20 protein-coding genes and 1 tRNA gene are annotated in these 22,453 nt (G+C 63.2%); 12 read left to right on the top strand and 9 right to left on the bottom strand.

What is annotated here, in order from left to right:
• Positions 1-42: 42 nt before the first annotated feature.
• The 8 genes from pilM to ACODSZ_RS13800 all read left to right on the top strand — a co-directional run bounded on the left by pilM (position 43) and on the right by ACODSZ_RS13800 (position 9,152).
• Positions 43-942, top strand: coding sequence for a pilus assembly protein PilM (gene pilM / locus ACODSZ_RS13835; RefSeq protein ID WP_488927817.1), 900 nt, complete (start codon positions 43-45; stop codon positions 940-942).
• A gap of 8 nt (positions 943-950) precedes the next feature.
• Entirely contained in the window at positions 951-1,505 is a 555-nt protein-coding gene (locus tag ACODSZ_RS13830; protein WP_488927816.1) for a pilus assembly protein, read from the top strand.
• Positions 1,502-2,089: a type 4a pilus biogenesis protein PilO gene (locus ACODSZ_RS13825; RefSeq protein ID WP_175344742.1), complete on the top strand. Its 588-nt coding sequence runs from the start codon at positions 1,502-1,504 to the stop codon at positions 2,087-2,089. The genes ACODSZ_RS13830 and ACODSZ_RS13825 overlap by 4 nt, the downstream gene beginning before the upstream one ends.
• Complete coding sequence (locus ACODSZ_RS13820; RefSeq protein WP_488927815.1) at positions 2,086-2,757, top strand: hypothetical protein; 672 nt, start codon at positions 2,086-2,088, stop codon at positions 2,755-2,757. Before ACODSZ_RS13825 ends, ACODSZ_RS13820 begins: the two co-directional genes overlap by 4 nt.
• Positions 2,754-4,793: a type IV pilus secretin PilQ gene (locus ACODSZ_RS13815; RefSeq protein ID WP_488927814.1), complete on the top strand. Its 2,040-nt coding sequence runs from the start codon at positions 2,754-2,756 to the stop codon at positions 4,791-4,793. Before ACODSZ_RS13820 ends, ACODSZ_RS13815 begins: the two co-directional genes overlap by 4 nt.
• Before the next feature lie 199 nt (positions 4,794-4,992).
• Entirely contained in the window at positions 4,993-6,792 is a 1,800-nt protein-coding gene (gene aroKB / locus ACODSZ_RS13810) for a bifunctional shikimate kinase/3-dehydroquinate synthase AroKB (protein ID WP_175344739.1), read from the top strand.
• Positions 6,793-6,794: 2 nt separating this feature from the next.
• Positions 6,795-7,946: a deoxyguanosinetriphosphate triphosphohydrolase gene (locus ACODSZ_RS13805; RefSeq protein ID WP_034351432.1), complete on the top strand. Its 1,152-nt coding sequence runs from the start codon at positions 6,795-6,797 to the stop codon at positions 7,944-7,946.
• A 450-nt stretch (positions 7,947-8,396) separates the two neighbouring features.
• On the top strand, positions 8,397-9,152 hold the full coding sequence (locus ACODSZ_RS13800) for a DUF5610 domain-containing protein (protein ID WP_488927813.1): 756 nt from the start codon (positions 8,397-8,399) through the stop codon (positions 9,150-9,152).
• Positions 9,153-9,213: 61 nt separating this feature from the next.
• Here ACODSZ_RS13800 and ACODSZ_RS13795 read toward each other — a convergent pair whose 3' ends face one another.
• Together ACODSZ_RS13795 and ACODSZ_RS13790 are read right to left on the bottom strand one after the other, a co-directional pair.
• Entirely contained in the window at positions 9,214-9,642 is a 429-nt protein-coding gene (locus ACODSZ_RS13795; RefSeq protein ID WP_175344737.1) for a hypothetical protein, read from the bottom strand.
• 339 nt (positions 9,643-9,981) lie between these two features.
• A complete protein-coding gene (locus tag ACODSZ_RS13790) occupies positions 9,982-12,333 on the bottom strand; it encodes a Tex family protein (protein ID WP_488927812.1) in 2,352 nt (783 codons plus the stop codon).
• A 242-nt stretch (positions 12,334-12,575) separates the two neighbouring features.
• Between ACODSZ_RS13790 and pth the strand changes: the two genes are divergently transcribed.
• Entirely contained in the window at positions 12,576-13,154 is a 579-nt protein-coding gene (pth, locus tag ACODSZ_RS13785) for an aminoacyl-tRNA hydrolase (protein WP_008332680.1), read from the top strand.
• Positions 13,155-13,222: 68 nt separating this feature from the next.
• On the opposite strand, the gene ACODSZ_RS13780 is transcribed toward pth, so the two are convergent.
• Together ACODSZ_RS13780 and ACODSZ_RS13775 are read right to left on the bottom strand one after the other, a co-directional pair.
• Entirely contained in the window at positions 13,223-13,990 is a 768-nt protein-coding gene (locus ACODSZ_RS13780) for a DsbC family protein (protein ID WP_008332681.1), read from the bottom strand.
• A 182-nt stretch (positions 13,991-14,172) separates the two neighbouring features.
• Positions 14,173-15,405, bottom strand: a complete 1,233-nt coding sequence (locus ACODSZ_RS13775; protein WP_175344735.1) for a UbiH/UbiF family hydroxylase — start codon at positions 15,403-15,405, stop codon at positions 14,173-14,175.
• An 85-nt stretch (positions 15,406-15,490) separates the two neighbouring features.
• Here ACODSZ_RS13775 and ACODSZ_RS13770 point away from each other — a divergent pair.
• A tRNA-Phe gene (locus ACODSZ_RS13770) sits at positions 15,491-15,566 on the top strand.
• Between the two features lie 217 nt (positions 15,567-15,783).
• Here ACODSZ_RS13770 and ACODSZ_RS13765 read toward each other — a convergent pair.
• The 3 genes from ACODSZ_RS13765 to ACODSZ_RS13755 are packed head-to-tail and all read right to left on the bottom strand — an operon-like array spanning position 15,784 to position 17,972.
• Complete coding sequence (locus tag ACODSZ_RS13765) at positions 15,784-16,455, bottom strand: hypothetical protein (protein WP_488927811.1); 672 nt, start codon at positions 16,453-16,455, stop codon at positions 15,784-15,786.
• Between the two features lie 46 nt (positions 16,456-16,501).
• Positions 16,502-17,269 (bottom strand): OmpA/MotB family protein, encoded by a 768-nt coding sequence (locus ACODSZ_RS13760; protein ID WP_008332686.1) that lies wholly within the window; start codon positions 17,267-17,269, stop codon positions 16,502-16,504.
• Positions 17,270-17,276: 7 nt separating this feature from the next.
• The gene (locus ACODSZ_RS13755; RefSeq protein WP_488927810.1) at positions 17,277-17,972 is read right to left on the bottom strand and encodes a hypothetical protein; all 696 of its coding nucleotides are present in this window, start codon (positions 17,970-17,972) and stop codon (positions 17,277-17,279) included.
• A 288-nt stretch (positions 17,973-18,260) separates the two neighbouring features.
• Here ACODSZ_RS13755 and ACODSZ_RS13750 point away from each other — a divergent pair, with 288 nt between their 5' ends.
• The gene (locus ACODSZ_RS13750) at positions 18,261-19,109 is read left to right on the top strand and encodes an alpha/beta fold hydrolase (protein ID WP_241821230.1); all 849 of its coding nucleotides are present in this window, start codon (positions 18,261-18,263) and stop codon (positions 19,107-19,109) included.
• 273 nt (positions 19,110-19,382) lie between these two features.
• Positions 19,383-19,994, top strand: a complete 612-nt coding sequence (cheD, locus tag ACODSZ_RS13745; RefSeq protein ID WP_008332701.1) for a chemoreceptor glutamine deamidase CheD — start codon at positions 19,383-19,385, stop codon at positions 19,992-19,994.
• A 92-nt stretch (positions 19,995-20,086) separates the two neighbouring features.
• On the opposite strand, the gene otnI is transcribed toward cheD, so the two are convergent.
• Together otnI and ACODSZ_RS13735 are read right to left on the bottom strand one after the other, a co-directional pair.
• Positions 20,087-20,890: a 2-oxo-tetronate isomerase gene (gene otnI / locus ACODSZ_RS13740; protein WP_154135452.1), complete on the bottom strand. Its 804-nt coding sequence runs from the start codon at positions 20,888-20,890 to the stop codon at positions 20,087-20,089.
• Between the two features lie 129 nt (positions 20,891-21,019).
• The gene (locus ACODSZ_RS13735) at positions 21,020-22,333 is read right to left on the bottom strand and encodes an MFS transporter (RefSeq protein WP_175344875.1); all 1,314 of its coding nucleotides are present in this window, start codon (positions 22,331-22,333) and stop codon (positions 21,020-21,022) included.
• Between the last annotated feature and the right edge of the window lie 120 nt (positions 22,334-22,453).

Raw genomic sequence — 22,453 nt, 5'->3', positions numbered from 1 at the left:
AGGCCGGAGAATCCGAAGCTTCCCTTTGCATGAGAATGGCATATGGCAGGCTTCTCCCTCTTCTTTGGTCGCAGCAACCCACGCCTGTGCGCTGGCCTCGACATCGCGCCCGACCGTGTGCGACTGGCGCTGCTGCGCCGCATCGGCCAGCGCGCGCAACTGCTCAAGCTCACCCAGCGGCTGACCGGCGGGGTGATCTGCCAGGACGGGCAGATCACCGATTTCGAGGCGCTGACGCTGATCTGTCGCTCCCTGCTGGACGAACCGGGTTGCGAGGGCGCTGCCGTCGCGCTGGCGGTACCGGCGCGCTGCCTCGCCGGCCAGCGCCTGGTGCTGCCGGCCGACGCCCATCCGCTGCAACGGCAGCAGCAGGTCCACGCCGAGATGGCCGCCTACGGCATCAGTGCCGAGGACCATGCACTGGATTACCGCGAGCTCGGCCCGCAGCCGGGCTCGCCGCTGGACCGGCAGGTACTGGCGGTGGCCGCTTCGCGCCTGGCCATCGAGGACCGCCTGTCGCTGGCCGCGGCCATCGCCCGCCCGCTGGCCACGCTGGCGCCGGAAGACCTGTGTCTGGCGGCCTGGCTGCGTGAGGACAGACGTACCGACCAGACCGCCATACTGCGACTGGATCGCGGCGCGCGCTGGCTGCTGCATGGTGATGGGCCCAGCCATGCCCTGCCCGAGGTCAGCGCGCGTGGCGCTCACCTGGCGCTGCTGGCCTGCGCTGCGCCCCTGCTGAAGCCCTTGCCACGCCGGCTGCTGTTGAGCGGCGACCATCCCGCCCTGGGGCCGATCGCCCGCGCCTTCGCCAAATACGGCGGGCTCGATGCCCAGATAGCCGCCCCGCCTTCCGCGTTGATGCTGGCTCCGCAGATCGCCGCGCAGATGCCGCCCGATTATCAGCTTGCCCTGGCCCTGGCGTGGGAGGGACTGGCATGAGATGCGGAATGGATTTTTCGCGCTCCCCGGCGCAGCGGCGGCGCGCGCGCGAGCGCGGCTTTTATCGGATGCTCGCCTGCGCCCTGCTGCTGGGCGCTGCGCTGGCAGCCCTGCCCGGCTGGCGCGTTCGCCTGCACACGGCGTCGCTGCAAGAGGCCAATGCGCTGCTGACCGGACAGTTGCACACCCTGACTCCCCAGGCCCGGCAAAGCGCCGCGTTGCGCAACCAGATTGCGGCGCTGGAAAAGCAGGTCACCGCGCACCAGCAGTTGACCCGACGTCGTCAGCAGGCTCCCCACCTGATGCGAATCGCGGCGCAGGCGGCCCAGTCCACCCCCGGGCAAATCCGGCTGCACCGGCTTTTGTTGCAAGGGGAGCGCGGCGAGTTGCGCGGGCAGGCCGCCAGCGCCCAGGCGGTGCGCGACTTTGTCGTCGCCCTCGACGCCGCCGGACTGGACGGCACCGCCCTGCATGACCTGCAGGCTGAGGACGGTGCCTATGCCTTCACCCTGGCCATCCCCTTGCAGCCCTCCCCGCCGCCCGCGCAAGGAGCTGTCCGGTGAGCCAGGTCCGCTGGCGCACGCATCCGGCGCACTGGCCCCGGTTGGCGCGCCTGGCCCTGTGCTTGCTGGTGGCGCTGTCATGCGCCGGCAGTGGACTGCTGCTGGCCGTGAGCGATCTGGAAGACAGCCGCCAGGCAGCGCGCCAGCGCCAGCAGGATTTGCGTGCGCAGTATCAGGCGGCACTGACGCAGCGGGCGCAACAGCCTGCCCTGCGATCACGTGAAAGCGCGCTGCTCATGCAGCTGACCGCACAACAGGCGCAATTATGGTCGGCCGACCAGTTGCAGCCGGATCTGCTGCACACCAAGCTGGCCCGTCGCGCCAGTGAATGCGGACTGACACTGGAATCCTTCAAACCGCTCAGCGGCAAGCTGGCCGCCGCCATCGCGCTGCGCGGTAGCCACGCCGGCCTGCTGCGTTTCGTCGAACTGGTCAGCAGCCTCCCCCTCCCGGTGCTGTTCGAGCGGCTCGACATCAACGTGAGCGAACAGGGCGACCAGGCAATACTGCAGCTACATGCCACCGTGAGCGCCCCCGGGGCTGCTCTCGTTTCCGGAGGTGACACGAAGGAGTCCGCACCATGAGCCTGCCCTGGCTGGTCTTGCTGCCGCTGTCGCTGGCGGGGATCGTGTGGGGCGTGTTGCTGACCATCGACCCTCCCGATGAAGTGCAGGCCACGCGGGCCTGGATTGCGCAGCTGCAGGCGCGGCCCGCGTCCCCCCTGCCCCTTCCGGCTGCTGCCGGACTGTCCGGACCGGCGACGGATGAAGCACAGCCTGCCGAGCATGCGGACTTGCCCGATCCCTTTGCGCTGAGGGAAGCCCCACCGGCCAGCCCGCACCGGCAGACCTTCTCCCATGTTGACGCCCGCGACGATGAAGATGAGGAGCAACACAGCGGGCACCAGGCCGCGGCCGGCACCGCCACTCCACCCGTCCCGACGCCGACACCCGAGCTGCGACTGCTGGGCACGCTGCGGCGCGACCAGCAATGGATCGCCATCGTCGAACTGCAGGGGAGCACCCGGCAGTTGCAAACCGGCGACGAGCTGCCCGGCAGCCTGGGCCGGGTGCTGGCGGTGCGTGAAGAGGAAATCGATATGGGCCGGGAAGACGGTGCCCGCCAGACCATGACCATGGCCAGCCTGCCGACGGCCAGTGCGCCAACGATGGCGGCGACGCGCCTGGCCCCGACCCGCGCGCCGATGCGCAGCGTCCGGCGCCGCCTGATCCGACCCGGAGTATCCCCATGAAGATGATCCTGCTCCTGCTCGCCCTGCTGGTGAGCCAGCTTGCGAGCGCAGAGAACCGACTGCTGTCCCTGCACCTGCATCCGGGTGCCGACGGCACGATGCTGGAACTGCGGCTGCAGGCACCGATGGACCCGGCACAAATCGGGACCTTCCATCTGATCAATCCACCACAACTGGTGCTGGACCTGCCACGGACCAGCGCCGTCGACACGCTTGCCCGCACTCTGGCCGGCAGCGGTCTGGTCAGGCGCATCCAGCTCGCCGCCGATGATGAGCGGCTGCGCCTTCAGGTTTCGCTCAAGCAGGCCGTCACCTATCAACTGCGCGCCGATGGGGATCGTCTGATGGTGGAACTGGCGCAGCGTCCTGCGGCGGACCCGGTCGCGCTGCAATCGATTGAGCTGCGCCGTGGCCCACTGGGCGAGGCGCGTATGACAGTGGAACTGGGCGGCAACGAACACACCGTGCAGGTACGCCAGCTGGGCTCACGCCTGATCGTCGACATCGCCGGAGCCAAGGTACCGCTGGCCTTGCGGCGGCAGGTGGAGACCGGCCAGTTGGGTACGCCGGTCCAGCAATACCGGGTACTTGGCCATCAGGACGGCGCCCGCCTGGTGCTGGAGATGCAGGGCGCGTGGCGCTACCAGGCTTACCAGACCCGGCGGCAGCTGATGATCGATGTCCTGCCGGTCAGTCCGGGCGCTGGCGGCAGGAGCGCGGAGACGGGCTTGCAGGAGGGCAAGACCTATGGCGGGCAGCGGCTCTCGTTGAACTTCCAGAACATTGACGTGCGCACCGCCCTGCAAGTGCTGGCCGAGCAGGGCGGTGTGAACATCATGGCCAGTGACACGGTCACGGGACAGTTGAGCCTGCGCCTCAAGGATCTGCCCTGGGACCAGGTGCTGGATCTGATCCTGCAGGCCAGAGGGCTGGAAATGCGACGCCACGGCGAGGTCCTCTGGGTTGCGCCACGCGACGAGATGCTCGCGCGCGAACGCCTGGAGCTGGAGCAGAAGGCCAGCATCGCCGACCTCGAACCACTGCACGCCGAAAGCTTCCAGCTCAATTACCAGCGCGCCGATACCTTGCGCAAGGCGCTGGGCATCGGCGAAGACGGCAGCACCCAAGCCAATCGCCGCAACGCCCTGCTCTCGCGACGGGGCAGCGCCATGATCGACGGCCATACCAACCAGTTGCTGGTCACCGATACCCTGGCCGTGCTGGCCAACGTACGCAAGCTGATCGAGCGCATCGACGTGGCCTCCCGCCAGGTCCTGATCGAAGCCCGCATCGTGGAAGCCGATGACAGTTTCTCGCGCAACCTGGGCGTCAAGCTCGGGCTGGCCGCTACCACTCGTGGGGCCGCCGTGGGCAATGGCTACGCCGCCATCGGCGAGCGCAGCGGCCAGACACCCGCCACACCTGATCTGTACCTGCGCGAACCGGCCCTGAACTTGCCGGCCGATGGACTCAGCGGTGCCGCCCCCGGCAGCTTCGCCTTCACCCTCTTCAATGCCGCCGCGCAGCGCTTTCTCAACATCGAATTGTCGGCGCTGGAGGCCGAAGGCCGCGGCAAGATCGTCTCCAGCCCGCGCCTGGTCACCGCCGACCAGCAGGCCGCGCTGATCGAACAGGGCGAAGAAATTCCCTACCAGCAAGCCGCCGGTAACGGCAGCACCGCCACCGCCTTCAAGAAAGCCAACCTGAAGCTGGAGGTCACCCCCCAGATCACGCCGGATGGCAACGTCATCCTCGATGTGGACGTCAACAAGGACAGCCGGGGCAGCGTCACGCCCGGCGGACTGGCCATCAACACCAAGCACATCAAGACCAAGGTCCAGGTGGAGGATGGCGGCACGGTCGTCATCGGCGGCATCTATACCCAGACCGACAATGACCATGAGACGCGGGTGCCGCTGCTGGGCGACATCCCGGTGCTGGGGGCGCTGTTTCGCAGCCAGAGCAAGGTGCGGGACAAGACTGAACTGCTGATCTTCCTGACCCCACGCATCGTCGCCGCGCCGCGCCCGTATTGAGCCGCAAGGCCCTGACCACGGGATTTTTCCCCGGTGGCGGGGCAAAGAACGGTAAAATCGCTGTTCCAGGCCCGTGGCGCCGGGCGCGAGCCCGCCAGCAGCGGGCAACACAGCCGTCCACCGGGCGGCAGGCGACCGTGCCGGCAGACGTGCGGCGCCATGACATTGGCCAGTAGCGCAAAGCGCAGAATTCTTAGATATGACGGGAAGCATCTTCCTTGTCGGCCTGATGGGAGCCGGCAAGACCACCATAGGCCGGGCCCTGGCCAAAAAGCTGAACAAGCGTTTCGTCGATTCGGACCACGAGATCGAAGCGCGGACCGGCGCCACCATCCCGGTGATCTTCGAGATCGAGGGCGAGGAGAACTTCCGTCGCCGCGAAGCCGAGGTCATCCGCGAGCTCGCAGCCCAGCCCGACATCGTGCTGGCCACGGGCGGCGGTGCGATCCTGCGTGCCGAGAATCGCGAGAATCTCAAGAAAGGCGGCACCGTCGTCTACCTGCGTGCCAGCATCAACCAGATCCTGCAACGCACCGGGCGCGACAAGAACCGTCCGCTGCTGCAAACCGCCGACCCGCGCCGCAAGCTCGAAGAGCTTTCGCGCCAGCGCGATCCGCTGTATCGCGAAGTGGCCGACTTCGTGGTCGAGACCAACCGGCCCAATGTGCAGTTCCTGGTACAGACCATCATCAGCCACCTGGAACTCTCGCCCAAGGAAGGTGCCTGGCAAGCGGTACCGGCACCTGAGGAAACCATCGTCCTGGAAACCGCCAGCGCAGTCCTGACCCAGGCTGCCGATGGCACCACCACGCTCTCGCGCAGTCATTCCACCCAGATCCTTCATGGCGCTGTCAGCGCCGAACCCAGCCTTCGCAGCATGAACCAGCACATCGCCTCCGCCGCCACCACGATCGCCTCCCTGACCCTCAACGTCGACCTGGGCGAGCGCAGCTATCCCATCCACATCGGCCGCGGGCTGCTGGACGACCCCACCCTGCTGCCGCAATACGTCAAGGGCAAGCGCGTGGCCATCGTTACCAATGACAAGGTCGGCCCGCTCTACCTGGACAAGGTAGCGCAGGCCCTGCGCGCAGCCGGCAAGCAGGTCACCGAAATCGTGCTGCCCGATGGCGAAGAGGAGAAGAACTGGGCCAGCCTGATGAAGATCTTTGATCGTCTGCTGGCCGACAAGTGTGATCGCAAGACCACTCTGGTCGCGCTGGGTGGCGGCGTGATCGGCGACCTCACCGGCTTTGCCGCGGCCTCCTACATGCGCGGCGTGCCCTTCGTGCAAGTGCCCACGACCTTGCTCTCGCAGGTGGATTCGTCGGTCGGCGGCAAGACCGGCATCAATCATCCGCTGGGCAAGAACATGATCGGGGCCTTCTACCAGCCGCAGGCCGTCATCGCCGATACCGCCACCCTGCACACCCTGCCTCCGCGCGAGCTGGCGGCCGGCATTGCCGAAGTCATCAAGCACGGCGCCATCATCGATGCGCCCTTCTTCGACTGGATCGAAACCAATATGGCGCGCCTGGTCTCCAAGGATGACGCCGCCCTGGCCTATGCCATCCAGCGCTCCTGCGAGATCAAGGCCGAGGTGGTGCGCCAGGACGAGCGCGAAGGTGGCCTGCGCGCCATCCTCAACTTCGGCCACACCTTCGGCCACGCCATCGAGAATGGCCTTGGTTATGGTCAATGGCTGCATGGTGAAGCGGTGGGCTGTGGCATGGTGATGGCGGCGGACCTGTCGCAGCGCCTGGGCTACATCGATGCCGCCACGTGCGAACGCATCCGAGCCGTGACCGCCGCCGCCGGCCTGCCCACCGTGGCTCCCGACCTGGGCACGGAACGCTGGCTGGACCTCATGGAAGTGGACAAGAAGAATGAAGGTGGCGCGATCAAGTTCATCCTGATCAAGCCGCTGGGCAGTCCTCTGATTACCAACGCGCCGCAGGAGTTGCTCTTGCAAACCCTGGCGGCCTGCACCGGAGCATGAACATGCACACTGAAGCGCCTGACCATCTCGCCCCCTATGCCGCCCACTCGGCAAGTTCGCGAGGTCGGCGCTACAGTGAAACCCCGCCCGGATCGCGCAGCGAGTTCCAGCGCGACCGTGACCGCATCGTCCACTCCACCGCCTTCCGCCGTCTCGAATACAAGACGCAGGTCTTCGTCAATCATGAGGGCGACCTGTTCCGTACGCGCCTGACCCACAGCATCGAAGTCGCACAGATCGCCCGTTCGTGCGCGCGCAACCTGCAACTGAACGAAGACCTGGTGGAAGCCATCTCGCTGGCACACGACCTGGGCCACACTCCCTTCGGTCATGCCGGGCAGGACGAGCTGAACCACTGCATGAAGCATCACGGCGGCTTCGAGCACAACCTGCAGAGCCTGCGCGTGGTCGATGAACTGGAGCAGCACTACGCTGCCTTCGATGGCCTGAACCTCACCTTCGAGACGCGCGAGGGCATCCTCAAGCACTGCTCCCTGCACAATGCCCGGCAGCTGGGCGAGATCGGCGTGCGTTTCCTGGAAAAGAAACAGCCTTCGCTGGAAGCGCAACTGGCCAACCTGGCCGACGAGATCGCCTACAACAATCACGACATCGACGATGGCCTGCGTTCCGGACTGCTGACCATGGAACTGATGAGCGAAGTCGATTTCTTCGCGCGCCATCTGCGCGAGGTCGAACAGACCTACCCCGGCATCACTGGCCGTCGCGTCATTCATGAGACGGTGCGTCGCATGATCAATGCACTCATCATCGATCTGAACCAGACCTCGCGCAGCCGCATCGCCGAGATCGCACCCCGCGACATCGAAGATGTACGCAATGCACCGCAGTTGATCGCCTTCTCCGATGCCATGGCTGCCGAAGCCGCCATCCTGAAGAAATTCCTGCGCGAGAAGCTCTACCGCCATTACCAGGTCAACCGCATGACCGCCAAGGCACGCCGCATCATCGCCGAGATGTTCGACACCTTCATCGGCCAGCCCAACCTGCTGCCGCCGGATTATCAGGTCAAGGGCATCGTCGATGAAACCCAACGGCTGGACAAGCAGGCGCGCAAGGTGGCCGACTACATCGCGGGCATGACGGATCGCTATGCCATCCGCGAACATCGACGCCTGTTCGTGATGGAGTGAGGCGTGAGCGAGTGGGTGCAAAGCCCACGTTGAACGCAGTGTCTCGAGACGTTGCGTTTTCATTCAGCTCATCCGTGCGCGCTCATTGTCTTGCTGCCAGCACGATTTCATTACCTCACTGCAATTGAAATCCCGCTGCCAGCAACGTGCGCACATTTCGTTACATTTTTTCTTGATTGCCTGTGCCCATCGCAGGCCGCCCGACGGCACGCACGGTATCGCCGCAAATCCTTTTCCAGCAAGGCTCTTCGAAAGATTGCGCGAATGCAATGCAGACTTGTCAACGAACTGCCCCAGAAACTGAAGGATGTAAATTTCTGTCAACATCAAGTCCGCTTTGAACGGGCCGTTATGCAGCAATGGAGTGGATGCGCATGGTGCGCAGTTTCGCTTCCGTGGATCCGTCTCCCCCTTGATGCCCGGATCCCCTTTCTTTTTCAGGAGACCGTCATGGCAATCGGCAACACCACCGGCTTGGACACCAAGTCCCTGCTGCCCACCACCTCCGCTTCCCCCTCGTCGAGCTCTGCAGGGGGGTCTGGCAACGACCAACTGTCCGCGACCTCGGACGACAGCGCCAGCAGCGACAAGATCGCCCAGGCCAAGCAAGCCAACCTGCTCACCGTGAGTGGTGCCAAGGCCCAGTTCAACCTGTCCATCGTGCAATCATCGCTGGAGGTGTCGCTACAGACTCAGAACGATCCGCTGTCATTGGTCTACAAGACGGCCATCGAGAACATCAACGACATCCTGCGCCCGCAGCTGGGCGACAACGCAATCCAGACGGCGGCAACGCAAGACAATTCGCCCGAGGCTACGGCCGGGCGTATCGTTTCCTTCATCACCAACATGTTCGACCTCTTCAAGCAGAACAACCCGGACAAGGAAGACGCCAGCAACATCGATGACTACATGAATCTCATCTTCAAGGGCGTCGACCAGGGCTTCAAGGAAGCCCGCGGCATTCTCGATAGTCTCAACGTGCTGCAGGGTGACATCGCCGGCAACATCGACAAGACCTACGACCTGGTTCAAAAGGCGCTGGGCGACTTCATCAACAAGGTCAAGGGCGGCAAGCAGGAGGGTGAGGATGGCACCGGCAGCGATGGCAATGCGGATGGCCAGAGCGGCACGCTGGTGGCCAGCGAGACGACGGTGAGCATTTCCGTCTCGGTGAGCCAGACGCGGATCAGTACCAGCGCGTGATGCGATCCGGCGCCAAGCTGGACATCACCCTGCTGACGGTCGCCAACGGGCGGCCGTTTTTTTATCGGTCTTTGGAAAGGCCATCGAGCCATTCGACTGTCTCGTCAAAGCCGCTGTTCTGCGCATGGACGTTGACGGCCCTGAACAACAGACAGTGAAAGACCAGGGAGAGAATCTGGGCCGCGAAGAAGAACAACCATTTTCCGGGGCCACCGGAAAATTGGAATTCCGGCTCGAAGATGAGAAAGAGCTCAATCGCGCTGGCCACGGCCTGGATCACGCACAGTATCTTCATCACCACGGCGCCGATCCGGCTGGGATGGAGGTAATGAATCCACGGTATGGCGGCGATCACAAGGAGCAGCAGAACATCGAAACCGATCGGCGGACCGAACCGCCTCATGATCAGGCGCAAGATGGTATTGAAAGTACCGAAGGCGATGAAGGCAAGCAAGGCCTTCAGCAGACGGGGATGATCGAGTTGATACACGGACCTTGATTCCAAATCACGCTCCTTGACATATTGAAGCGCATGGTCTGGATGAGAGGATGCAACGCTGTGTCATCTCATCGACAGACTGCGCATAGGCGGGCAGCCATAGTAATGAAACAGGAGATGAGCCCTCGCAGAAGCGATGCTTTACCTTCCAAAACTAAAAATAGTTGGAGAAGATGAACACGCTGAAGTGCACATGGTGAACAGCCGCAAAAAAAATGGCTGCTCCCGTCAGGAGCAGCCATCTTCCCTACCTAGCAGCACGGTACGGCAGGTATGGGCATGAACATCCACAAACGCGGAGGCCGATCACACGCCCATCAATCGATCACATCACCCACGCAACTTGGCAAACGCCGCCGCCATCGCATTGTTGGCCGGTGCCTGCTCACGCCCGCGCTGGTTCTGGTGTTGCGACAGACGGCGCGAATCGGTGCGATCACCGCGCTGTTCGTTGCGCGCGCCCGGGGCAGGCGCGGTGTCGTTCAGGCGCATGGTCAGGGCGATGCGCTTGCGCTTCTCATCCACTTCCAGCACCTTGACCTTGACCACCTGGCCCGCCTTGACCACGGTGTGCGGGTCCTTCACGTAGCTGTTGGACAGCGCCGAGATGTGGACCAGGCCATCCTGATGCACGCCGATGTCGACGAAGGCACCGAAGGCCGCCACGTTGGTGACCACGCCTTCCAGGATCATGTCCACGCGCAGGTCCTTGATCTCTTCCACGCCTTCCTTGAAGGTCGCGGTGGTGAATTCAGGACGCGGGTCGCGGCCCGGCTTGTCGAGCTCCTTCAGGATGTCGGTGACGGTGGGCACACCGAACTTCTCGTCGGCATACTTGGCCGGAGACAAGCCCTTGAGCAGCGAGGTCTGGCCCAACACGCTCTTCACATCCTTCTTGATGTCGGCCAGGATCTTTTCCACCAGCGGATAAGATTCCGGGTGCACCGCCGAAGCATCCAGCGGGTTCTCGCCATTCATCACGCGCAGGAAGCCGGCCGCCTGCTCGAAGGTCTTCTCGCCCAGGCGCGGCACCTCGCGCAGGGCTGCGCGGGAATTGAACATTCCCTTCATGTCCCGGTAAGACACGATGCTCTGCGCCACGCTGGCGTTAAGCCCGGAGACACGCGCCAGCAGCGGCGCGGAAGCGGTGTTCACATCGACCCCAACCGCGTTGACGCAGTCCTCGACCACGGCATCCAGCGAGCGCGCCAGTTGCGACTGGCTCACGTCGTGCTGGTACTGGCCCACGCCGATGGACTTGGGATCGATCTTGACCAGCTCGGCCAGCGGATCCTGCAGGCGGCGCGCAATCGAGACCGCGCCACGCAGCGACACGTCCAGGTCAGGCAATTCCTTGGAGGCGAATTCGGAGGCCGAATACACCGATGCGCCCGCTTCGGATACCACGATCTTGGTGAGCTTGAGCTCCGGGCGGAGTTTGATGAGGTCCTGGGCCAGCTTGTCGGTTTCACGCGAGGCGGTGCCGTTGCCGATCGAGATCAGCGAGACATTGTGCTTCTCGGCCAGTTGCGACAGGGTATGCAGCGAACCGTTCCAGTCATTGCGCGGCTGGTGCGGATAGATGGTGTCGGTGGCCACGACCTTGCCGGTGGCGTCCACGATGGCGACCTTCACGCCGGTACGCAGGCCGGGGTCCAGACCCATGGTCGAACGCGGGCCGGCCGGTGCAGCCAGCAGCAGATCCTTCAGGTTGCGGGCGAAGACGTTGATGGCTTCGGCCTCGGCCTTCTCGCGCAGATTGGTCATCAGCTCGGTTTCGAGGTGCATGAAGACTTTTACGCGCCAGGCCCAGCGCACCGTGTCGGAGAGCCACTTGTCGGCCGGACGGCCCTTGTTGGACACACCGAAACGTGAAGCAATACGACCTTCGCAGGGATTGTGCGGAGCATCCCACTTCGGCTTCTCTTCTTCGGTATCCAGGCGCAGGATGACGTTCAACATCTCTTCGCGGCGGCCGCGGAACAGCGCCAGCGCACGGTGCGAGGGGATGGTGGAATAGGTCTCGGAGTAATCGAAATAGTCGGCGAATTTTTCACCGGCATCCTGCTTGCCTTCAATCACCTTGGATTCGACCACGCCATGCTCGGTGATGTATTCGCGCAGGCTTTGCAGCAGCTCGGCATCTTCCGAGAAGCGCTCCATGAGGATCTGGCGCGCGCCATCCAGGGCAACCTTGGTATCAGGCACGCCGGGGTTGTCGCCGTTGTCGGTGGTGAAGGCGGGCTTGATGAACTTGGCCGCTTCTTCTTCCGGATTCAGGGTCGGGTCATTCAGGAGCGCATCGGCCAGGTCGGTCAGGCCGGCTTCGGCGGCGATCTGGGCCTTGGTGCGGCGCTTGGGCTTGTAGGGCAGATAGAGGTCTTCCAGGCGGGTCTTGTCTTCCGCGTGGGTGATGGCGTCCAGCAGCACGGGCGTCATCTTGCCCTGCTCTTCGATGGAGGCGATGATCGCGGCGCGGCGGCTTTCCAGCTCGCGCAGATAACGCAGACGTTCTTCCAGCAGACGCAGTTGGACATCGTCCAGTCCGCCGGTGACTTCCTTGCGATAGCGGGCGATGAAGGGAACGGTGGCACCTTCGTCCAGCAAGGCGATGGCGGCAGCGACCTGAACCGGCTTGGCGGCGAGTTCAAGGGCGAGTCGTTGTTCGATAGAAGGCAGCATGGTGAAACCCAGTCAACAGTTGAGCAATTAAGCAGTTAAGCGTTTATGCAGTAAGGAAAAACAAGCGTTGGATGATACGCAATTCGGCCAGCCAAGCCAATCTTGACATTGCCCGATGGCACTCCGAAGCGAGGCCGCATGGGCTTCATCGGGCCATACCCGGCCACGCGCGGATTGGACGCGCGGCCGCAAAGCCGGGATAATCGACGCTTTCGCACTGCGCGTCCTCGTCTTTTTGCACCATGTCCATCCGCCTCATCGTCGGTCTCGGCAACCCCGGCCCGGAATACGAACAAACCCGCCACAATGCCGGCTTCTGGCTGGTCGACAACCTCGCCGGCCCGGTGCGCCTGGCGCGCGAGCAGCGCTTCAACGCGCTGGCGGGCAAGACCAGCATCGCCGGCAACGAAGTCTGGCTGCTGGAACCACAGACCTACATGAACCGATCGGGCCAGTCGGTGGGCGCACTGGCGCGTTTCTACAAGATCAATCCGGACGAAGTGCTGGTGGTGCATGATGAACTGGACCTGCCACCGGGCGTGGCCAAGATCAAGAAAGGCGGTTCCTCGGGCGGGCACAATGGCTTGAAGGACATCACCGCCGCCCTCGGCACCCAGGACTACTGGCGGCTGCGCCTGGGCATCGGTCACCCGCGTACGCTGGGGCTGCAACAACCAGTGGCCGACTTCGTGCTGCATCGGCCGCGCAAGGAAGAACAGGCGCTGATCAACGAGGCGCTGGACAAGAGTCTGAACGTCATCCCCCTGCTGGTGCAGGGCAAGTTCGAACAGGCCATGATGGAACTGCATACCGGGAAGTAAGCCCCTGCAGAGCAAAGCACGGATGAACGAAGGGCGCCCGCCATGCGAGCGCCCTTTGCTTTATCTGCTTACTTCAGCGAGGACAGCTTCTGTTCCAGTCCCTTGGCATCGACTGCACCCGGGATGCGCGAGCCATCGGTGAAGAAGATGGTAGGTGTACCGGTGACCTTGAGCTTCTTGCCCAGCGCCAGCACTTCTTCATGCGGTGCATTGCAGGAGGCCGGGGCCGCCGGAACTTCCTTGCCGTTGAGCATCCATTCGTTCCATGCCTTGCTCGGATTGGGCGCGCACCAGATGTTGCGCGACTTCACGATGGAGTCCGGCGAGAGGATGTTGTACTGGAAGGTGTAGTAGGTGATGTTGTCCACTTCCTGCAGGGTCTTGTGCAGGCGCTTGCAGTAGATGCAGTTGGGATCTTCGAAGATGGCGATGACGCGCTTGCCATTGCCCTTGACGGTCTTGATGGCCTTGTCCAGCGGCAGCGCCGAGAACGGCACCTGGTTCAGCGAATCGATCTTTTCCTTGGTGTAGTCGCGATAGGTCTGCGAATCGACCACGCGGCCGATGAAGAGGTACTGGGCCTTGGCATCGGTATAGATGACGTCGCCGTCGACCTGGATTTCATACAGGCCGGCGTAGGGGGTCTTGGTGACGGACTCGACCTTGGCATCCTTGCCCAGGCGCGGTTCAATCAGTTTCTTGATGGTGGCCTCGGTGCTGTCGGCGGCCCCGGTTTGCGCATGGGCGGTCACGCCCACGAGGGTGGATGCCAGCAGACATGCTGCCATGCTCAGATGGCGCAAGGAGCTCGCACCTGCGGTCAAAAAATTTTTCATACTCATCCTGATTCAAATCAAACGCGCTTCCAATCTTCGGAACATCGGCCGCAAAGCCGCGCCGGAACTGGGGTTGCACATGTCTATCAACAAAGTCGGGGGAAGCTGTCTTGCTGGCAAAGACGCGCATCGATGCTGTCGTGCTTCACCAGAGGCCCTACCTTACCTGAAATCGCCCTCTCTTACTGCCCCAGCGCGTGGGCAATCAGGCGGCGTTTCAGGAGGGGCAGATGGTTGACCAGGCTCATGCCGATGTTGCGCACCAGGCGCACCGGCTCGGCCTCGGTGGAGAAGAGGCGATGCAGGCCGTCGGTAGCGATCTGCATGAGCAGCACTTCTTCCTTGCGGGCGCGGGCATAGCGTCGCAATACGCGCTCGTGGCCACAGTCGTACTGCGGCTCGCGCTTGAGCAGGATATCGATCAGTGCGGCCACATCGCCGAAGCCCAGGTTCATGCCATGGCCGGCCATGGGGTGCACCACATGGGCGGCGTCGCCGATCAAGGCCACGCGCGGGGCGATCATCGCGTGCGGCTTGATCAGGCGCAGCGGGAAGGCCTTGGCCACTTCCGGCTGTAGCGGGGCAAGCGCCCCCAGCACCGGTGCGGCCCACTGGGCCAGGCGTTCGGCCAGGGCCGACAGCGGCAGCTGCAACAGCTGGTCAGCCAGCGCCTGCGGTGCGGACCAGACCAGCGAGACGCGTTGGCCGGGAAGTGGCAACAGTGCGATCACGCCGTCGGTGGGGCTGAACCATTGATAGGCCACGCCGCGATGGGGCAGTTCGCAGGAGAAGTTGGTGACGATGGCGTTCTGTCCGTAGGCGCGGTAATCGAGTCCGATATCGCACTGGCCGCGCACCCAGGAGTTGGCGCCATCGGCGCCGACCACCAGCGCGGCCGACAGGGGCTGACCAGACTCCAGCGTCAGGGTGGCGGACTGCTCGGACACGGTCAGCGCGGTGGCGCGGCCTTGCACCAAGCGCACATTGGGAGCGAAGCGCAGGGCCGCGTCCAGCGCCTGGTCCAGATTGCGATCCTCGACGATCCAGGCCAGGGCATCGGTGCGGGCCGCGTAGGCATCGAAGGAGAGCAGGCCGGGACTGGCCTTTTCGGGCAGGCCGTCGCCTTGCACGGTCATGTTGTCCACGGGCGCGATGCGTGCGCCATCCATGGCATCCCAGACGCGCAGGGAAGACAGCAGGCGGTGCGCGGTATGGTTGAGCGCGTAGACACGCACGTCCCAGCTGGCTGGATCGGGGGCAGCGGACTTGGCCGGAGGGGCGAGCAGGGTCACCTTGAAGCCCGCCTGGGCCAGCCCCAGCGCCGCCGTCTTGCCGACCGCGCCGTCGCCGACGATGCAGATGTCAGTGCCAGCCGCGGCCGGCGAAGAGGAATGGGTGTGTGCTTGGGTAGTCATGCTGGCGATTATAAACGGGGTGGCGAAAACTATTTTTCAAAAAGGACTTGCATAATTTCTTAAAGTGTCTATACTTGTCCGTCTTGGCCTGGTAGCTCAGTTGGTAGAGCAGAGGATTGAAAATCCTTGTGTCGGTGGTTCGATTCCGCCCCGGGCCACCAAGAATGTTTCAGCAAAAACGCCAGCCCTCACCGGCTGGCGTTTTTCATTTCCGAGACTGGAATCCGTGGCTTGATGCACTCCGCACTTCATAAGCGTGCTGCGGCCACCAAAACTTGCGAGGCCCGAGAGCCGCTGCTTACAACGCGCAGCACTCGGAGCGCCTCGCCGTCTCTTCCTTCCCGACATGCCCACCCGCAAGCTCAGGCGCACAACACTTCATTGACGGAATTGCTTTTCGTGCACCCATCCTTTGTTGGTCAATAAAACGGTATCCATCGCCTTGAGCGGCTTGTCCCTGGATCCCGCGTCAGCTTTCAGCTCCTTGAATTGCGCTTGAACCTGCTCGCTTTGTGCCCAATCAGGCAGGTCACTGACGCTGTACTCGTAGTTCACACGCGAGAGTTTGTGCCCGAGAATATCACCCGGCTCACTGAACTGCTTCACCGCTGTGACCGTCGCCTTGCCGAAGCAGAATCCCCCGAGAGAATCACCAGAGAGTCCCTTGACGGCATCTTGCTTGTAGAACTTCCGGCCGAGTTCGGTGAGCTCATAGGTTTTTTCCTTGTTACCTGCATCCGTCGCACTCACCACGCCGACACTGACCAGTGCATCCAATTGCCTGGAGGTATTCAACCAATCACTTCGCGATGAAAACGGGAATTTGACCGTTAGATAGCAACGCGGATAAACCACATCCAGATGCTGCTGAATCGCCACCTTGAAATTGCTTTCGTTAGCCGTCTTCGGATCGCTACATCCAGCAACAGCAGCTACCAGCACCAACAACATCAAACCTCTGCGCATATTCGCCCCTTGAACAATGAAGAGGGCACAGAAGTTAACAGCTTGAAACTGCAGTGCACATCGCGGAAGTTTGAGATTGCTCATCTATAACGCAATGAGAAGCGGATGCGCTCACGATGAGCAGATCAGCTCAATTCTTCTCTCCCCCATTGACGAACCGCACCTCCACCCTCCTGTTGCGCTCATCACTGGCCGGCAATCCCGGCAGCGGCTGTGAATCCCCATACCCCGCCACGATCACGCGGCGCGCTGCTTCCGGCGCACTGCGTCCGATCAGCAGCAAGCGCGCTTCGCGCGCACGCGCCGCCGAGAGCGTGAAGTTGTCATCGTAGACCGTGCAATACGCACGCACATCGGTCACCGGGGCTTTCACCGGCTTGTCGTCCGTATGCCCTTCCACATAGATGCGCCCCGCCGGATGCTGCTGCAGATACTCCGCAATGCGCTCCTCGACCTGCGCAAAAGCCGCACGCGCTTCAGGTTCCACGCATGCACTGCCGCGACGGAACGCTCCTTCCTTCAAGGTGATCTTGCCGGCCTCGGTATCCACCGCTACCAGCCTGGACGCCCCCTGCTGCGCAAACACGGTCTGCACCTGGCGCAAGACGACCGTCAACCCGGGACCATCAGCTTCGCGCCGGGCAGCCACCGTGGGTGCAGCCGGCGGCGCAACGGGTTCAGCCCCCGCAGCAGGCGCAGACGGGATGGCCGCAGCGGCAGGCAAAGGTGCCGGGGGCGCTGGAGATGCCGGAGATGCCGCCACCGGCGTCGCCTCGGCGCGCACCTGTGCAAGCGTCGGCCCACCTGCCCGGCTCACCGCCAGCAGCACGATCAATACCCCCGCCAGCGCCGCCATCAGGCCCGTGGCGGCAATCCACTCGTGATCGGATTCCCTCATCACAACCTCAGGAAGAACGCCCGGACTGGCGCTGCAGCGCCTCCATCCACTCGCCATGACGCAGATGCGCCCGTTGCGCCTCGGCCTGTTGTGCAGCCAGCAGAGCCTGTCCGCTCTGCGTGATGGCCTCGACCAGGCGCTGCAGATCTGCCGCCTGCTGTCGCTCCTGCTCTTGCTCCGCCGTAGCCGCCACCTCCTTGAGCTTGGCCATGCACCACGCCAGACGTGCCTGCTCGTGCGCACGCAGCGTCATCCATGACTTCAGGATCAGAAACGCCAGCATGCTCCACGCCGCAATCTTGAACTTGCTGCCCAGCGCATCGATGACGGCCGCCAGTGCACCCGGCGCAGCTTGCGCACCGAGTATGTCCGCGGTGGCAGTCAGCGCCAGCCCCAGCCCCACAAAAGTGCCCAGCAATCCCAGCATCAGGATCAGCCCCGGCATCACGGCGGCCCAGCGTTCCGGGGCGGTGGCCACGGCCTGGCTCAATTGCTCCGGAGTGGTGGTCGGCGGCAAAAGCCCTCGCTCACCCGTGAGCCCGGCCAGGCGCGCTTGCCAGTGCAATGGACGGGCATTGCGCGCCAGCAGCAGCGGCAGCACGATCACGACCACCAGCAATAGCAACGCAAACAGCCATTGCAGCCCGCCATAGGCCGAACCGTCCCATTGCGGCAGCAGGAAGCCCCATATCGACTTATCCATGACCAGCCCCCGCCTGCATGACGAAGCTTTTCATTCTTGTTCTCCCCTTGTTCTTTACATGGTCAGCGTCTTGTTAGGACTGGAGATTATCAGAAAGACCACACCGAGGGACAAAAAGCCCCGTTCACGCCGGATTACCCTGCCACCTCACCCATCCAGGAGCGCGCTGATGCACCAGCTCACCGCCCGCGCAGGCTGGCTGTTCTGATACCGCATCTCCCCTGCCGCATGAGACCCGGCCCGCAGCGAAGGCTTGCGGGCCGATTCCAGTCCGGCGACAATCGCGCGATGCGCCTCCCATCCCTGCTCCGGTTCCGACACCTTGTCCTCACCCTCACCAGCATCGCCCTGCTGACCGGCTGCGCCACCGACCTGGTGCAGCGCGCCGATGCACTGGCTGCGCCCGCCGGCCTGCAACGCGAGCAGGTTCAGGGTGGTCCTTTCCTGCTGACGGCCTATGTCCACGCCCGCCCCAACGCGCCCCTGCTGCGCGTCTATCTGGAGGGCGACGGCCGCGCCTGGATCACGCGCAACCAGGTCTCGCCCGATCCGACCCCGCACACGGCCATGGGCCTGCGGCTGGCCGCCAGCGATGGTGGTGATGTGGTGTACCTGGCGCGCCCCTGCCAGTTCACGCCGATGGCGCGCAATCCCGCATGCCAGCCGGCCTACTGGTCCGGCCTGCGCTATTCCCCGGAAGTGGTCAGTGCCATGGATGAGGCTCTGAGCCACTATGTCACGCGCCTGCAACCGGCGCGGCTGGAACTGGTGGGATATTCGGGAGGCGGCGCCCTCGCCGTACTGCTGGCGGCGCGACGCAAGGATGTCAGCGCCATTCGCACCGTGGCCGGCAATCTCGATCATGTGGCCGTCAACCGCTGGCATGCCGTCTCGCAGATGCCCGGCTCGCTCAATGCCATCGATGTCGCATCCCGGGTGGCAGGCATCCCGCAACGACATGTGAGCGGTGCCGACGATACCGTCGTCCCCACCGCCATCACGCGCAGCTATGTCGACCGGGTGGGACGCTGCGCCGCACTGACGATCGTGCCGGACATGGCGCACGAAAGCGACTGGGACCGCGCCTGGCCCAGCCTGCTGGCGCTGCCGCTACCCTGTACTGCCCAGCGGCCATGAGCCGTGGATGGACCGGCTTGCACCGGCTCCCGGTTTTTCCAACAAAACTTCATATTCGCATGACCAAAAGAACAGCTGAAACCGCCGTCAGGGCCTGCTGACGGGCAGTGCCCTGTCTTTTGGTCTGACGATGCTGCCACCGGCCCCATGCAGGCCGGTTTCCGGATAGGGAATTCCCCGATATCGGCACCACCATGCCTGGCTGACAATGCAGGAACAATCAACACTCACCGTCCCTCACCGGGACGCGGAGAAAATCCATCAGGGGCCCGCATGCAGACCGTCATCAACAAGCCGGAAAATTTCGCGTCGTATCGATATCACGACCGGGCCTTCAATTGCGACACCGCCAAGATCCTGCCGGGCGAATATTTCTATACCGGCGAGGACATGATGATCGTGACCGTGCTGGGCTCGTGCGTGTCGGCCTGCCTGCGTGATCGCGTCACCGGTGTGGGCGGGATGAATCACTTCATGCTGCCCGATGGCGGCGGCGAGGCCGACAGCCCGGTTTCGGCCTCCATGCGCTATGGCACCTATGCCATGGAAGTCTTGATCAACGACGTCCTCAAGGCCGGTGCCCGGCGCGAGAACCTGGAATGCAAGGTCTTCGGCGGCGGCGCGGTGCTGCGCGGTATGAACGCCATGAACGTGGGCGAGCGCAATGCCGCCTTCGTCAAGAACTATCTCTCGGCCGAGAAGATCCGCGTGGTGGCCGAGGACCTCAACGACATCTGGCCGCGCAAGGTGCATTTCTTTCCGCGCACGGGCAAGGTGCTGGTCAAGAAGATCAAGGATGCCGCTGCCGATCTGGCCAGCCGCGAGCGTGAATATGCGTCCAAGCTGCAGGCCAAGCCGGTGGGTGGGGAAATTGATTTGTTCTGAACGAACCCATCGTCCAAACAAAAAAGCGGAACCCGTTACATGGGCTCCGCTTTTTTCTTGCCCGCTTTACGCGGGCTGACACCATGTCGTGATCAGGCCTTGAGCGTGGTCAGGCCTTGCTCAGCCAGCGCCTTCAACCATCCCAATCCCGCCGAGGTCGCCCCCGCCGGGTTGTATTCGCAACCGATCCAGCCCTGGTAACCCAAGGTATCGATCAGCTTCAGCAGATACGGATAGTTCAGCTCACCCACATCCGGCTCGTGGCGCTCGGGCACACCGGCAATCTGGATGTGACCGATGCCGGGCATGTCGCGCTTCAACTTCACGGCCACGTCACCTTCGACGATCTGGCAGTGGTAGCAGTCGAACTGCACCTTCAAATTGGGCGCGCCCACTTCGGCGCAGATGGCTTGCGCATCGTCCTGGCGATTGAGGAAGAAGCCGGGAATGTTGCGCGTGTTGATCGGCTCGATCACCACGGTCAGGCCAGCCGATTCGGCCTGGTGCGCGGCATAGGACAGGTTGTCCAGATACACGGCGCGGTGGCGTGCGCGGTCCTGCTCGGGCTTGATCAGGCCGGCCATCACGTGCAAGGTCTTGTTGCCGATGACGGAGGCGTACTTCAGCGCAGTCTCGATGCTGCGCTTGAATTCGTCCTCGCGGCCCGGCAGCGAGGCGATGCCGCGCTCACCGGCGGCCCAGTCGCCCGGGGGCGCATTGAACAGCGCCTGGGTCAGGCCATTGGCCTCCAGGCGCGACTTGATCTCTTCAGGCTGATAGTCATAAGGGAACAGGAACTCGACGCCGGAGAAGCCATCCTTGGCGGCGGCGGCGAAGCGATCCAGGAAATCGTGTTCCACATACATCATGCTCAGGTTGGCGGCAAAACGCAGCATCGGATTCTCCTTGGTAACGAGGGAGCCAGTGTAGCGCGAACACGCTTGCGCGCGCCCACACCGGCAGAAGGTGCAGAAAACGTCAAAGCCCGCAGGCACAGGCATGCGGGCTTTGAACGGGACATCACATTACTTGTTGACCATGCCCGGCTTGGTAGCCAGGGTGGCAATCGAACCCACCACCAGCATCACCGCCAGCATGTACATGCCGGTAGCGTTGTTGTGGGTCAGGTCCTTCAAGTAACCGATCAGGTAGGGACTGACGAAACCGGCCAGGTTGCCCACCGAGTTGATGGCGGCAATACCGACGGCCGCCGCCGCACCCGACAGGAAGGCGGTCGGCAGCGACCAGAACAGCGGTGCGCAGGTCAGCACGCCGGCTGCGGCCAGCGACAGCGAAGCGATCGAGATGGCGGTGTTGTCGGCGAACAGTGCTGCACCGACGAAGCCCACGCCGCCCATCAAGGCCGGAATCACCAGGTGCCAGCGACGCTCACGCATGCGATCGGCGCTGCGGCCGATCAGGTTCATCGCCACGATGGCGCAGCCAAACGGAATGGCCGACAGCAAGCCGATTTCCAGGTTGCCCTTCACGCCGGTGGCCTTGACCAGGGTCGGCATCCACAGTGTCAGGCCGTATTGGCCCATGACGAAGGAGAAGTAGATCAGGCACATCAGCCAGACACGCGCATCCTTGACGATGGCGCCGAAGCCGTGCTTGCTTTCCTTGCCCTTGGCGTCGCCATCGATATCGGCTTGCAGGCTGGCCTTTTCTTCATCGGAGAGCCACTTGGCGCTCTTGACGTCGTTGTCCAGGTACAGCACCGTGGCCACACCGATCAGGACCGCCGGAATGGCTTCGATCAGGAACATCCACTGCCAGCCTTCCAGTCCACCATTGTGATGGAAAGCATCCATGATCCAGCCCGACAGCGGGTTGCCCAGGATGCCGGCCACCGGAATGCCGGACATGAAGACCGCGATCACCTTGGCACGACGGTGCGAAGGGAACCAGTAGGTCAGGTAGAGGATGATGCCAGGATAAAAACCGGCTTCAGCCAGGCCCAGCAGGAAGCGCAGGATGTAGAACTGCGTGGCGTTCTGCACGAACATGAAGACCGCCGACAGGATGCCCCAGGTGATCATGATGCGGGCAATCCAGATGCGCGCGCCGACCTTGTGCATGAGGATGTTGCTGGGCACTTCGAAGAGGAAGTAGCCGATGAAGAACAGACCTGCCCCCAGACCGAAGACGGTCTCGGAGAAGCCCAGGTCCTGCGACATCTGCAGCTTGGCGAAGCCGACGTTGACGCGATCCAGATAAGCGATCACGTAGCACAGCATGAGGAACGGCATGATGCGCCAGAAGACTTTCTTGTACAGTCCGTCCTTGGATTTGTCATTGACGTCGAGTCCGACGCCGGTAGTGCTTGCGGTGGTCATGGTGTTACATCTCCCGAAGAGTGTCGCGGCTGTCTATGCACGGCCGCTGGTTGCTTGGTGCCCGTGGTCTGACGGGCAATTTATGGATTCAATCGGACCCGCGTACCGCTCTTTTCGGAA

The sequence above is a fragment of the Herbaspirillum sp. FG34 genome, from assembly GCF_057809315.1.
This window is presented reverse-complemented; position numbering and strand designations above follow the sequence as displayed.